The sequence below is a fragment of the Streptomyces sp. NBC_00193 genome, from assembly GCF_026342735.1.
Taxonomy (GTDB): domain Bacteria; phylum Actinomycetota; class Actinomycetes; order Streptomycetales; family Streptomycetaceae; genus Streptomyces; species Streptomyces stoeckheimensis.
Genome location: NZ_JAPEMM010000001.1, coordinates 1,186,783 through 1,200,473 on the forward strand (window position 1 = coordinate 1,186,783; position 13,691 = coordinate 1,200,473).

The window sequence follows — 13,691 nt, forward strand, 5'->3', positions numbered from 1 at the left end:
CAAAGGTCGCACCCGGGCACGAAGCGCCGTAGACCGCCCGAGTCCTCACGAGGACCCGGGACCCCCGCAGGCTCCGTAGGCCCGGGTACGACGCGACCGCCCCCGCCGCGGGTGCGGCGGGGGCGGTCGTGGTCACGCAGGTGGTGCTACGCGCGGACGTCAGTCGTCGTTCTTGCCCGACGGGGTCGTCTTCGCGATCTGCATGAGGAACTCGGCGTTCGACTTCGTCTGCTTCATCTTGTCGAGGAGCAGCTCGATGGCCTGCTGCGAGTCGAGCGCGTGCAGCACCCGGCGCAGCTTCCAGACGATGGCGAGCTCCTCGCTGTTGAGGAGGATCTCCTCCTTGCGGGTGCCCGAGGGGTCCACGTCCACGGCCGGGAAGATGCGCTTGTCGGCGAGCTTCCGGTCGAGCTTGAGCTCCATGTTGCCGGTGCCCTTGAACTCCTCGAAGATCACCTCGTCCATGCGCGAGCCGGTGTCGACCAGCGCGGTGGCCAGGATGGTCAGCGAGCCGCCGTCCTCGATGTTGCGCGCGGCACCGAAGAAGCGCTTCGGCGGGTACAGCGCGGTCGAGTCGACACCACCGGACAGGATGCGGCCGGAGGCGGGGGCGGCGAGGTTGTACGCGCGTCCCAGGCGGGTGATGGAGTCCAGCAGGACGACCACGTCGTGGCCGAGCTCGACGAGACGCTTGGCGCGCTCGATGGCCAGCTCGGCAACGGTGGTGTGGTCCTCGGCCGGGCGGTCGAAGGTCGAGGAGATGACCTCGCCCTTCACCGACCGCTGCATGTCGGTGACCTCTTCCGGACGCTCGTCGACCAGGACGACCATCAGGTGGCACTCGGGGTTGTTGACCGTGATCGCGTTGGCGATCGCCTGCATGATCATGGTCTTACCGGTCTTCGGCGGGGCCACGATCAGACCGCGCTGGCCCTTACCGATCGGCGACACGAGGTCGATGATGCGGGTGGTCAGCACGCCCGGGTCGGTCTCCAGGCGGAGCCGGTCCTGCGGGTACAGCGGGGTCAGCTTCTGGAACTCCGGGCGGCCGCGGCCGGATTCGGGCGCCATGCCGTTGACGGAGTCCAGGCGCACGAGCGCGTTGAACTTCTCGCGGCGCTCGCCGTCCTTGGGCTGACGGACCGCACCGGTGGTGTGGTCGCCCTTGCGCAGACCGGCCTTGCGGACCTGGGCGAGGGAGACGTACACGTCGTTCGGGCCGGGCAGGTAGCCCGAGGTCCGGATGAACGCGTAGTTGTCGAGGATGTCGAGGATGCCCGCGACGGGGATCAGGACGTCGTCGTCGGCGACGGGCGTCTCCACCGGCGCGAACTCGTCGCGTCCGCGACGGCCACGGCGGTCGCGGTAGCGGCCGCGCCGGCCGCGACGGCCGTCCTCGTCGAAGTCGTCCTGCGGGCCGTTGTCCTGACGGTCCCGGTCCTGACGGCCACCCTGCTGACCCTGGCCCTGACCCTGACCGCGGCCGCCCTGCTGGCGGTCCTGACGGTCGGTCCGGTCCTGGCGGCCGCCCTGCTGGCCCTGGCTCTGGCCCTGGCCACCCTGACCGGCCTGGCCCTGACCCTGGGCGCCCTGGCCCTGGTCGTCGGCCTTGGCACCGCGGTCACGGCGCTCGCGGCGGCCGTCGGCGCGGTCGTTGCCCCGCTCGCGGCGGTCGCGACGGCCGCGGCCCTCGCCTTCCTGGCCCTGTGCGGCCTGGCCGGCAGGGGTGGTGGTGGCCTCGGCCTTCGCCTCGGCCTGTGCGGCCGGAGCGACGGTCTCGGGCTTCTGCTCCACCTGTACGGCGGCGGCGGGGGTCGAACCCTCGGGGCTGCCGGAGGGGGCGGTGGCACGCCGACGGCGGCGCTCGCCGACCGGGGCGTCCTCGCTGGCCGGCTGGCCCGGGATGTCGATCTGGGCCTGCGTGGCGGTCTTCTCGGCGGGTGCCTCGGCGGCGACCTCGCCCGTACGGGCCTTGCTGGTGGCGCGGCGCTTCGGCTTGGTCTCGCCGCTTTCGGCGGGCGCGGCGGCCGGCGCGGAGGCCGCGGCCTTGGCCTTGGGGGCGCTGCTTCCCGCCTGCGCCTCCTTGATGACCTCGATCAGCTGGCCCTTGCGCATCCGCGCGGTGCCCCTGATGCCGAGGCCCGACGCGACCTGCTGGAGCTCGGCCAGGACCATGCCGTCAAGGCCGGTGCCGGAGCGGCGGCGCTTGGTCGGCGCGGCGCCCTCGGCGGGGGCACTGGTGTCGACGTTGGTGTCGGCAGCGCCCATCAGATCGGTGGTGTCGCTCACGAAGGGTCCTTCCCTGGAGCGGACGTCGGCCTGTCTGGCTCGGCGACCGGTTGTGCTGTCCGACAGCAAGCCACGACTCGATGAGCCGCGAACTACTGCCGGGGCGGTGGTCCGCCGATAGAGATACGGCGGAGAGAAACGTGCATGTGCGTGGGTGGTTCCGGCGAGAAGCCCCCGAGCTGAAAGCGTGGGAATGTCACGCCGATTCCGGAGCGTGCTCGAAACTGCTGGCAGCGATCAAAGCAGTCGGGGAGGCTCCCGGAAGAAAGGTGGTCCCTGATAGGGACACTGAGCACCAAGCCATGGCGGCTTCGGATGCGCACTTGAGACTAACACTACCGGATCCAACAGACATTCCCCCTCTCCATCACCGGCTATCGAGCCCATCCGCGCGGGTTTCGCGCGGGCTCCGCGCGGGCGGCCTGCCCTGGCCGCCCGCCCCTGGCCGGCTGTGTCCTCTACTGCACGGATCAGCCGCCCTGGGTTCCCAGCGGAAGTACGCTCGCGCCCGCTGCGTCGAGTGCGAGCCGGTTGGCCGCCCACCCCTCGCCCGCGAGCCGTGCGACCTTGTCGGCCGCACCGTTGTCGACCAGCGCGAGGACCGTGGGGCCCGCGCCGGAGATCACCGCGGGGATGCCGTCCGCCCGCAGTCGGGCCACGAGCGCCACGCTCTCGGGCATCGCCGGGGACCGGTACTCCTGGTGGAGACGGTCCTCGGTGGCCGGCAGCAGGAACTCGGGACGCCTGGTCAGGGCCTCTACGAGCAGGCCCGCGCGGCCTGCGTTGACGGCCGCGTCCACGTGCGGGACGGTGCGCGGCAGCAGGCCGCGCGCGGTCTCCGTCAGGACCGGCTTGGAGGGGACGAAGACCACCGGAACGATGGAATCGGCGGGCTCCATGCGGATCGCCTTGGCGCTGCCGCCGTCCATCCACGCAAGAGTGAAACCGCCGAGCAGACAGGCGGCGACGTTGTCGGGGTGGCCCTCGATCTCGGTGGCGAGCTCCAGCAGCGCCGTGTCGTCGAGCTTGGCCTCTCCGCCTATCGTCACGGCGCGGGCGGCCACGATGCCCGCGCAGATGGCGGCGGAGGAGGAACCGAGACCGCGGCCGTGCGGGATGCGGTTGGCACAGACCACTTCGAGGCCGCGCGGCTGGCCGCCCAGCAGGTCGAAGGCGGTGCGCATGGAGCGTACGAGGAGGTGGCTCTCGTCCCGGGGCAGGGTGTCGGCACCTTCGCCCGCGATGTCGATGTTCAGGCCGGAATCGGCCACGCGTACGACGACGTCGTCGTAGAGCCCCAAGGCCAGCCCGAAGGCGTCGAAGCCCGGGCCGAGGTTGGCACTGCTGGCGGGAACGCGCACCCGTACGGCGGCGGCGCGGAAGGCGGGACCGGCCATCTTCCGATGACACTCCTTGTGACTGTGCGAGACGGGATCTTTGCTGGCTCGCTGTGAATGTACTGGAGAACGTACGACACCCGAAGGCCCTGTGGGCAGCACCGCGGTCATATGCGCGGCGGCGGATGTAAGTACAGCCTATCGAAGGAAGGTTCTTCTCCGACATAGGGCGCACGACAGGCGCACGATGCGTGTCGCCCGCTCCCCCGGCCCGGTCGGGTTTTCGCCGCGATATCTGGCGGGTTTCCGTCGGTTTTTGTGCCGTACGGCCCGAGTTGCCGGATTCCTCAGCCTTCGAAAGACTTCCGGAATCCGGCAACTCGGTTACTGCGGTCCTGCTGGTTGCGGCGGCCGACGGCCCTTACGGGACGGCCGGCCCGCGGCTCCCGGTCAGACGAGACCGAGGCGGACGGCGGCGGCCTCCGCGTCGACCGGAATGGTGATCGGCTGCGGAGCGCCGGCGACCGCCCAGTCGGGGTCCTTCAGGCCGTTGCCGGTGACGGTGCACACGATCTTCTGGCCGGGGTCGACCAGGCCGAGCTCGACGGCCTTCAGCAGGCCGGCCACGGACGCGGCCGAGGCGGGCTCGACGAAGACACCCTCCTGAGCGGCCAACAGGCGGTAGGCGGACAGGATCTGGCGGTCCGTCACCTCGTCGATGAAGCCGCCCGACTCGTCCCGGGCCTGCAGGGCGTAGTCCCACGAGGCCGGGTTGCCGATGCGGATCGCGGTGGCGATGGTGTGCGGCTCCTTGACGATCTCCCCGCGCACGATGGGCGCGGAACCGGAGGCCTGGAAACCCCACACACGGGGCGTACGGGAGGCCAGGCCGTCGGCCTTGTACTCCTTGAAGCCCTTCCAGTACGCGGTGATGTTGCCGGCGTTGCCGACGGGCAGCACGTGGATGTCGGGGGCGTCGCCGAGCGCGTCCACGATCTCGAAGGCCGCCGTCTTCTGGCCCTCGATGCGTACCGGGTTGACCGAATTGACCAGCGCCACCGGGTAGTTGTCGGACAGCGCGCGGGCCAGGTCCAGGCAGTCGTCGAAGTTGCCGTCGACCTGAAGGATCTTGGCGCCGTGGATCAGGGCCTGGCCCATCTTGCCGAGCGCGATCTTGCCGCGGGGCACGAGGACGGCGGAGACCATCCCGGCGCGCACCGCGTAGGCGGCTGCGGAGGCCGAGGTGTTGCCCGTGGAGGCGCAGATGACGGCCTTGGCGCCGTCCTCCTTGGCCTTGGTGATCGCCATGGTCATGCCGCGGTCCTTGAAGGACCCGGTGGGGTTGGCCCCCTCGACCTTGAGGTGTACCTCGCAGCCGGTGCGCTCGGAGAGCACCTGGGCGGGGACGAGGGGAGTGCCGCCCTCGCGGAGCGTGACCACCGGAGTCGTGGCCGTGACCGGCAGGCGGTCCCGGTACTCCTCGATGATGCCGCGCCACTGGTGGGTGCGATTGCTGCTCATGGGTCCTTACTCCCCTTCAACGCGCATGATGCTGGCCACACCGCGGACGGTGTCCAGCTTCCGCAGCGCCTCGACGGTCCCGGAGAGGGCGGCGTCGGGCGCACGGTGAGTGACGACGACGAGGGAGGCCTCGCCGTCTTGTGCTTGACGACCTTGCTGACGGACGGTGTCGATCGACACTCCGTGCTCCGCGAAGGTGGTCGCCACCTGGGCGAGGACGCCCGGCTTGTCCGCCACATCGAGGCTGATGTGGTAACGGGTGACGACATCCCCCATGGGGCTGACCGGCAGCTGGGTGTACGCCGACTCGCCCGGCCCCTTTGCCTCGGCGAGCTTGTTGCGGCAGACGGCGACGAGGTCACCGAGGACCGCGGACGCGGTCGGCGCGCCGCCCGCGCCGGGCCCGTAGAACATGAGCCGACCGGCGGCCTCCGCCTCGACGAACACCGCGTTGTACGCCTCGCGGACGGAGGCGAGCGGGTGGGTCAGCGGGATCATCGCCGGGTGGACGCGGGCGGTGACGGACTCGCCGTCGGCCGCGCGCTCCAGGATGGCGAGGAGCTTGATGGTGCAGCCCATGCGCTTGGCGGACGCGAAGTCCGCGGCGCTGACCTCCGTCATGCCCTCGCGGTAGACGTCGTCGAGGCGGACCCGGGTGTGGAAGGCGATGCCGGCCAGGATCGCGGCCTTGGCGGCGGCGTCGTAGCCCTCCACGTCGGCGGTGGGGTCGGCCTCGGCGTACCCCAGGGCGGTGGCCTCGTCGAGGGCCTCCTGGTACCCGGCGCCGGTGGAGTCCATCTTGTCGAGGATGAAGTTCGTCGTGCCGTTGACGATGCCCATCACCCGGTTGATCTTGTCGCCGGCGAGGGACTCGCGCATGGGGCGGACCAGCGGGATGGCGCCGGCGACGGCGGCCTCGTAGTAGAGGTCCAGCCCGGCCGCCTCGGCCGCGGCGTGCAGCGCGGCGCCGTCCTGGGCGAGCAGCGCCTTGTTCGCCGAGACGACGGAGATGCCGTGCTCGAAGGCGGTGGTGATCAGGGTGCGGGCGGGCTCGATGCCGCCGATGACCTCGATCGCGACGTCGATGTCACCGCGTTTGAGCAGCGCGGTCGCATCGGTGGTGACCAGGGCCGGGTCGATCCCGTCGCGCACCTTGGAGGGGCGGCGCACGGCCACGCCCGCGAGCTCGACGGGCGCGCCGATCCTGGCCGTCAGGTCGTCGGCGTGCGTCGTCATGATGCGGGCAACTTCCGAGCCGACCACTCCACAGCCCAGCAGCGCCACCTTCAGCGGACGCGTACGCATCATTCGACCTACGCCTTTCGATCTTCACATCAGTACCTGTTGCGCGGTTTGCACCCCAGGTGTGAACCAGTCTCACTCAATGGACAACAGTTTCCACCCTCGGTCCATTGAGTGAGACACCTATTCCGAGGTCTGGGGGGTGTCCCCCAGAAGAATGCGTATCAGCCGACGTCGAGACGCAGGAGATCTTCCTCCGTCTCCCGGCGGACGATGACACGCGCCTCTCCGTCACGCACGGCGACGACCGGCGGGCGGAGCACGTGGTTGTAGTTGCTCGCCATCGAACGGCAGTACGCGCCGGTGGCCGGGACCGCGAGGAGGTCCCCCGGGGCGATGTCGGCGGGCAGGAACGCGTCCTTGACCACGATGTCGCCGCTCTCGCAGTGCTTGCCCACGACGCGCACGAGCATGGGCTCGGCGTCGGAGGTCCGGGAGACGAGGCTGACCGAGTACTCGGCGTCGTAGAGGGCCGTCCGGATGTTGTCGGACATCCCGCCGTCGACGGAGACGTACGTCCGCAGGCCCTCCAGCGGCTTGACCGTGCCCACCTCGTACAGGGTGAAGGCGGTCGGGCCCACGATCGCCCGTCCGGGTTCCACGGAGATCCGCGGGGCGCGCAGGCCGGCCGCCTCGCACTCGCGGGCGACGATCTCGTGCAGGGCCTTGGCGATCTCGTGCGGCTCGCGCGGGTCGTCGGCGGAGGTGTAGGCGATGCCCAGTCCGCCGCCGAGGTCGATCTCGGGCAGCTCCACCCCGTGCTCGTCGCGCACGGCGGCGAGGAGCCGTACGACGCGCTTGGCGGAGACCTCGAAGCCGGCCATGTCGAAGATCTGCGAACCGATGTGGGAGTGGACGCCGAGCAGCTCCAGGCTGTCGTGCCCCAGCGCGCGCCGTACGGCCTCGGCGGCCGACCCGTCGGCGACGGCGATCCCGAACTTCTGGTCCTCGTGCGCGGTGGCGATGAACTCGTGGGTGTGCGCCTCCACGCCCACGGTGACGCGGATCTGCACGGGCTGGCGCACGCCGAGCTCGCGGGCGATGTGCGCGACGCGGGCGATCTCCTGGAAGGAGTCGAGCACGATCCGGCCGACGCCGGCCTCGATGGCGCGGGTGATCTCGCTCGTCGACTTGTTGTTGCCGTGGAAGGCGATCCGGGCGGCCGGCATCTCGGCGGCGAGCGCGGTGGCGAGCTCCCCTCCGGAACACACGTCGAGGTTCAGCCCCTCCTCCTTGAGCCACTTCACGACGGCCTTGGAGAGGAACGCCTTGCCGGCGTAGAAGACGTCGGCGTCCGGCCCGAAGGCGTGCGCCCAGGCACGGCAGCGCGCCCGGAAGTCCTCCTCGTCGAGGAAGTAGGCGGGCGTCCCGAACTCCTCGGCGAGACGGGTCACTTCGATCCCGCCGACGGTGGCGACTCCCTCGGCGTTCCGGCCGACCGTCCGGGCCCAGACCTTCTCGTCGAGCACGTTGAGGTCGGCGGCCGGCGGGGAGTAGTGGCCCTCGGGCAGGACATCGGCGTGGCGGGGCCCTGCGGGGTGTGCGGAACGGCTCATCTCAGCATTCTCTCTTCGCAAATCATCCGGATCGCAGGCGAATCACATCGGATCACATCGGATCGCATCGGATCACACGCGTTTCGCGGGCTCACAGGTAGTGGTCGGGCGCGTCTATACCGAGCAGGGCCAGGCCGCCGGCCAGCACCGTCCCGGCGGCTTCGGCAAGGGCCAGCCGGGCACGGTGGGCGGCCGAGGGTTTCTCGTCCCCCTGGGGCAGGACGTGGTACTGGAAGTCGAGCAGGGCGTCGGCCAGCACGACGAGCTGCCGGACGAGCCGCTCGGGCGCACGGTGGTGCGCGGCGGCTTCGAGCACGAGGGGGTGATCGCGGAGCGCGCCGAGCAGGGCGCCGGCGCCGGGCACCTCGCCGGGCTCGCTCTGGAACCCCAATTGCTCGGCGTTGCGGGTCAGGGCCCGCGCCCTGGAGTGGGCGTACCGCACCCGGAAGAACTCGCTCGACTCGTCCTGGACGAGCAGCCACGCGGGGAACACCGGGGTCTCGTGCCCGGGAACGCAGAGCATCGCCCAGGCGGCGGCGCCGGCCCCGTACCGGGCGCGGACATCCCCGTCCCGCTTGGCCACGGGGGCGATGCGGGCGGCGGCGACGCCCCCTCCCTCCACCCCCTGGCTGCGCACGATCCGCTGCACGGCGGCGTGCACGACGCGCTCGCGCAGGGCCCCGAGGGGCACATCGGGGAACGCGTCGGCTCCGGGGGTTTCGCCCGCCCCGGGGGCGAACCCGTACGACGCCCCCCGGGCGCGAATGCCCCGTACGACCTCTCCGACCGAACTCTCGGCGAGTACGAAGTTCAGGAACCCGGCGCCGGTGATCTCCACACGCTCGATCCCGGCCAGACCGGCCAGCCGCGGAGCCAGCACCTCGGCCACCGCACGGGGTGCCACCGCGGCCCCCTTCGCCACCCCGAACGCGACGGGCGAGGCGTAGTCCCCCACTCCCCCGGGCCGGCTCCGCTCGACGACGACCCGCTCGGGCACGTCCACACCGGCGGGCAGCTCCCCGTCCTCGACGGCGCGGCGCAGGGCGCACACGACGGAGCGGGAGAGGTCGACGGGGGTCACGTGTCCAGCCTAGGGGAGAAGCCCCCAGGTCACGCGAAGGGTTTCGCCATGTGAACAGCGGCCCCCACGGGAAGCCCCAACAGGGCCGTCAAGGGCGGCCAAGACAGAACAGAACAGAACAGAACAGCTCGGCCCGGCGCAGGGGGTCCCCCGGGGTCACCCCCTCCCTCTGCCCGCGGGAGCACCCTTCCGCTCTCTCCGGTCGCGTCGCTCGATGAGCCGGCGCACGACCCGCACCAGCTCGGCGGGCTCGAAGGGCTTGGCGAGGAAGGCGTCCACGCCGGCGGCGATGCCGGCCTCGACCTCGTTCTGCGTACAGGCACTCACGATCGCAACGGGCAGATGCCGCGTCCTCGGATCGGCCCGCAACTGCGCGGCGGCCCCGAACCCGTCCAGGCGAGGCATGACCACATCAAGGGTGATCACATCGGGCAGCACGTGATGGACGACGTCCAGGCACTCGGCACCATCGTTCGCGGTCACGACCTCGAAGCCCTCCAGCTCGAGATTGACCTTGATCAGCTGCCGGATGACCTTGTTGTCGTCGACAACAAGCACCCGGCCCGAGGCGCCCGACACAACTCGAGAGTAGGTCGACCCCGGCCCCCGCGTCCGGGTTTTTGCCACTTCCACCCCCTCCGGGCGACGCACGCCCCGCTCCCCCGGAATCCGTTCCTGATCACCGTCCGGAAGCTGGTAGTGTTCAACCCGTCGCCGCAACACCAGCGACAGCGCCCCCGTAGCTCAGGGGATAGAGCAACGGCCTCCGGAGCCGTGTGCGCAGGTTCGAATCCTGCCGGGGGCACTTCGCAAGAAGTGCCCAAAGACCCCGCCATCAGCGGCAACGCTGAGAGTGGGGTCTTCGCGTATGCGCAGCCATGGGCCGCTGACAGCGGAAGGGTGCTGGGGGGTGCGGTGGCGTCGCGGACTGGGGATGCTCAGTCCGCGAACATGGCGAGGAGCAGGCGTCTGGCCCTGACTCTCGGCAGCGCATGTGGTGGTGTCATTCAGGGCCGGGAAGACCCACCTGAGGATCGCGCCTCCAGTGCGGAGTCCAGCGCCTCCAGCCCCGCCAGCACGGCGCCGGCGAGTGCGAAGTCGGCCTTCAGCTCATCGGGGAAGTCGACAGTCTCTCCACTGCCACGGCGCAGTCCACAGAATGTAAGTGCCTTGCCAGCTGATTCCGAGATGCGCAATTTCCAGTGCTCCGGGTCGTCGCCCAGCACGCCGTGCTGGAGCGACAGGGCCAAGAGCTTCCCGGTGTGCCCCCGGAAGATGTGGCACCCATAGTTGTCGATGGTCGGATTTGGCGGGTCAAGGAGATAGCCCTCATAGGGCGAGGTTCCGGTGCCGACGATGAACGGGAGCCAGTACGACCGTGCCATCCCGTTCAGTTGCTGTCCTAGCTGCTCACGGAGGGTCCTGTACGCGCCAGGGAACTGCCAGAGTTCCAGAGCCTGGTGGTGTGAGATGGTGTCGGCGCCGCCGACTTCGTCCTTCCAACGCCATTGGATCGAATCGGTGACGAGGCGATGGATCAGCGAGCAACCTGGTTCCACCGGGCACACGTCGCGGACCACACCCAGCATGTGCCCTACGGACTGCCCCACGCCTCGCATCAGGCGTGCGTGGCGAATCTCGTTATCGCGTGCTCCCCATCCCTCTTGGCGGCCGCGCTCTTCAGAGTGGAGTACTTCGAGAAGTCGCCACCGATCTCGGCTCCCCGACTCGGTCACGGACAGCAGGTCAGCCAGCGTGCCTTCTGAGTCTTCGTATCCGCTCTCGAACAGCCACATCGCCGCGTCAATGCGCACTTTGATCGGGCGAAGGTCATCAGCAGCCACCCACCTCGCCAAGGCACGCAGGTCGCTCTCGGGCAGAGTGATATCGCCGTCGTCCTCGACATGCGCCCCCCATACCCGATCGAACTCGAGGTCAGCGAGAAGACGTTTCACCTCACTGGTGGCTGATCCCCCATGCATATCGAGCACTTGGCGAGCCGCACGAAGTCGAACAGCTGTCGCCATATCGGGATGCCCGGCGATCACGTCAGCGAGATGGCTGATGTCATCGGGCACTTCCTCGCTCCCCGGCATCGCTACGACGACCCCCCGGTGCGATAGCAGGCCCCACAGGTTGTCACCGTGACCCAGTTCCTGCACGTGTTCGGCGACCCAGACTGTCAGCCGGAGGAGCTGATCCGAGTGCGGCAATACCACGTCTTCCAGCAGGTCAAGGCTGTGGGGACCGGGCACCGAATCCCCGTAGAGGCACCGTCGGACGAGCGCCAGCGTCACTTCCGCGGCACCACGCCGAGCATCCTCCTCAAGCAGGGTGACAAGCTCCACGATGCGAAGCTTGCCATCCTCCTCCCATTCCTCATCGGCGTCCCAACCAGAGAACATCGGCATTCCTTCCCACGGATTCGTGGTCATGTCTCCGCCCGCATACTGCTCATCGAGCTGCTTCCAACAGGAACGGGCTCGGCTTCCCAGACCATGACACGTACAGCCCGTCCCGAGCCCGGGTGCAGGCCACAAACAGCAAGCAGCGCTCCGCGAGGAGGTCGGCCTCGTGCTGAAGGCGGTCGACCTCGGGTGGAGTCACCGCCTTGGGGAACGGCAAGGCTCCGTCGTGCACGCCGATCACCGCGACGCACCGGTACTCCAGGCCCTTGAAGGAGTGCATGGTGCCGATGCTCACTGCGTCCGGAAGGGCCGGCGCGTCACCACGCACCCGGGTTGCCGGGATGCCAGCGGCTCTGAGGGTTTCGGTCACCTGCTCGCAGGTCTTGTTGAAGCGGGTACTCACGCCGATCTCGCCAGGGGTGATGCCGCTGTCCAACCACCCGCGGACGTGTGTGACGAGGGCCTTGAGCTCGGCCTCCGGAGACTCCGCCGCGTGCGATTCTGGCCCGTTGCCGTGCAGAGCCGAGCGGTAGCCGAGAAGGGTTTCGTTACCCGTTTCGTCCTCCAGCTGCTCAAAGCTGCGGCCGTGCAGGAGGGCGGTGGACCAGCTCAGGATCTCGTGGGTGGAGCGGTAGTTCTTGCGCATCTTGGTAGAGCGTCCGGCAACCTTGATCCCGATGGCCTTCAGCGAAACCTTCGTATCGTAGATGCGCTGGTGCGGGTCACCCGTGATGAACAGATCGTCGGGGCGGGTGGGCGCGGCGGCGCGCAGCACTCGCCACTGGGCCGGGTGGAGATCCTGAGCCTCGTCGACGACGACGTGACGGTAGCGCGGGCCGCCCGCCTGGAGCAGGTCCGCCGCTTCAGCGCAGGTGCCGAGGTAGGTGCGCAGCCCGTCGGCGGCGAGCCGGCGGGTGAACTCCTCGATGGCGCGCCACACCAGGGGACGGGCGGACACCGGCAGGGCGGAGCCGCGCCCCTTACGGTCAGCAGCCTCGTACTCCTCGCAGGTACGGAGGTTCTGCGCGAGGATGACGTGCTTGTACTCCTGGGCCAGGAACTGGGCAGTTCCGGTGAACCCGGTGGCCTGGGCCGCCCGATCCCAGCGCGCCTGTTCCTCTCCGGCACGGAGTGGGCGCCGCGAGGTCGACACCACGCGGCCCGCGAAGGCGTCGACGGTCATGATGTCCACGCGGTCGCGCAGCGCCTCCTTCTCGACGAGAGCACCGAGGCCGGCGCGCAGTGCGGCGACGAGCGCATTGGTGTACGTGGTGAGCAGGATGCGGTCACCGTCGCGCAGGTGCCGCAGCAGATGGCGTACGCGGTGCAGCGCGACCACGGTCTTGCCCGTCCCGGGCCCGCCTGTGACTTGGGCCGGCCCGGAGAACGAAGCCCGGTAGGCGACCTTGTGCTGGGAGGGGTGCAGGAAGACGCGCCAGGCGTCGAACGGCTTCTCCAGAATGTCGCGGAGCTCTTCGGAGGCGGTGACCAGGGCGATCCGGGTGCGGGTGCGGTGAATGGCGCTCTCGTAGTCGGCGGGGCCCACCGGCTCGGCGGGCTGGTTGGCCAGGCTGACCGCGACCAGGTCGCGCCACACGTCCTCGACGGCAAATCCGGCCGCCAGGTACTCCAGTACTTCCCGCTGGTCTTGCGGGAAGTAGGGCGCGAACACTTCCAGCTGCTCCGGCGTCGTCAGGACGCGAGCCTGCCGCAGTGTGGTGTCGTCGATACCGAGAGCGGCCAGGTCCCCGTCCGAGAACCTGGCGAAGAGTCGCTGGTCGGGGGCGGGGGCAAGCCGCTCGTAGGACGGGGTGAGTTCGTCGAGCATCGCGATGTCACGGATCTCGACGGCCTGGGTGACCGTATTGATGCTCGCCTTCTGCTTGACCGCCCAGGCGATGGCCTTGTCGTGCGGCATTACCCGGAGCAGGACGTACGTGTCCCCGCTGTCGGGTGCGAGGACGACGCCGCGGGTGCCCTGGTCGATGCGGATGGTGCGGATGTGCGGGTCACGGGCCTGCTTGAGCGTCTCCAGCTTCAGGCCCTGATCCTTGAACAGCTGGTCCAGGGTGAGGCGTTCGAACTTTTCCCAGGCGTCGAACACTCCTTGTTTCACCGAGCCCTGGAGTTTGCCGAGCTGGGCGCAGAAGGCAACGTCGAAGGCGAGGCGGGGCATGGCGGTCGTTCTCCTCACTCA

General features: G+C 69.6%; 9 protein-coding genes and 1 tRNA gene. 1 reads left to right on the forward strand and 9 read right to left on the reverse strand.

Annotation, left to right across the window (positions count from 1 at the left end; genetic code table 11):
* Positions 1 to 159: 159 nt before the first annotated feature.
* The 7 genes from rho to OG898_RS04900 all read right to left on the reverse strand — a co-directional run bounded on the left by rho (position 160) and on the right by OG898_RS04900 (position 9,713).
* On the reverse strand, positions 160 to 2,289 hold the full coding sequence (rho, locus tag OG898_RS04870; protein WP_266955168.1) for a transcription termination factor Rho: 2,130 nt from the start codon (positions 2,287 to 2,289) through the stop codon (positions 160 to 162).
* A gap of 470 nt (positions 2,290 to 2,759) precedes the next feature.
* Complete coding sequence (gene thrB / locus OG898_RS04875) at positions 2,760 to 3,686, reverse strand: homoserine kinase (RefSeq protein WP_243336217.1); 927 nt, start codon at positions 3,684 to 3,686, stop codon at positions 2,760 to 2,762.
* 390 nt (positions 3,687 to 4,076) lie between these two features.
* Positions 4,077 to 5,147: a threonine synthase gene (thrC, locus tag OG898_RS04880; RefSeq protein WP_250750445.1), complete on the reverse strand. Its 1,071-nt coding sequence runs from the start codon at positions 5,145 to 5,147 to the stop codon at positions 4,077 to 4,079.
* Between the two features lie 6 nt (positions 5,148 to 5,153).
* Positions 5,154 to 6,452: a homoserine dehydrogenase gene (locus OG898_RS04885; protein WP_250750456.1), complete on the reverse strand. Its 1,299-nt coding sequence runs from the start codon at positions 6,450 to 6,452 to the stop codon at positions 5,154 to 5,156.
* A gap of 161 nt (positions 6,453 to 6,613) precedes the next feature.
* Positions 6,614 to 8,005, reverse strand: coding sequence for a diaminopimelate decarboxylase (lysA, locus tag OG898_RS04890; protein WP_250750444.1), 1,392 nt, complete (start codon positions 8,003 to 8,005; stop codon positions 6,614 to 6,616).
* A 91-nt stretch (positions 8,006 to 8,096) separates the two neighbouring features.
* Complete coding sequence (gene nrtL / locus OG898_RS04895; RefSeq protein ID WP_266955174.1) at positions 8,097 to 9,086, reverse strand: ArgS-related anticodon-binding protein NrtL; 990 nt, start codon at positions 9,084 to 9,086, stop codon at positions 8,097 to 8,099.
* A gap of 156 nt (positions 9,087 to 9,242) precedes the next feature.
* On the reverse strand, positions 9,243 to 9,713 hold the full coding sequence (locus tag OG898_RS04900) for a response regulator (RefSeq protein WP_250750451.1): 471 nt from the start codon (positions 9,711 to 9,713) through the stop codon (positions 9,243 to 9,245).
* Positions 9,714 to 9,819: 106 nt separating this feature from the next.
* Here OG898_RS04900 and OG898_RS04905 point away from each other — a divergent pair.
* Positions 9,820 to 9,891 (forward strand) — tRNA-Arg (locus OG898_RS04905).
* A 202-nt stretch (positions 9,892 to 10,093) separates the two neighbouring features.
* Here the strand turns inward: OG898_RS04905 and OG898_RS04910 are convergent.
* Positions 10,094 to 11,521, reverse strand: coding sequence for a hypothetical protein (locus OG898_RS04910; protein ID WP_266955176.1), 1,428 nt, complete (start codon positions 11,519 to 11,521; stop codon positions 10,094 to 10,096).
* Positions 11,522 to 11,540: 19 nt separating this feature from the next.
* On the reverse strand, positions 11,541 to 13,670 hold the full coding sequence (locus tag OG898_RS04915) for a UvrD-helicase domain-containing protein (protein WP_266955178.1): 2,130 nt from the start codon (positions 13,668 to 13,670) through the stop codon (positions 11,541 to 11,543).
* Positions 13,671 to 13,691 lie beyond the last annotated feature (21 nt).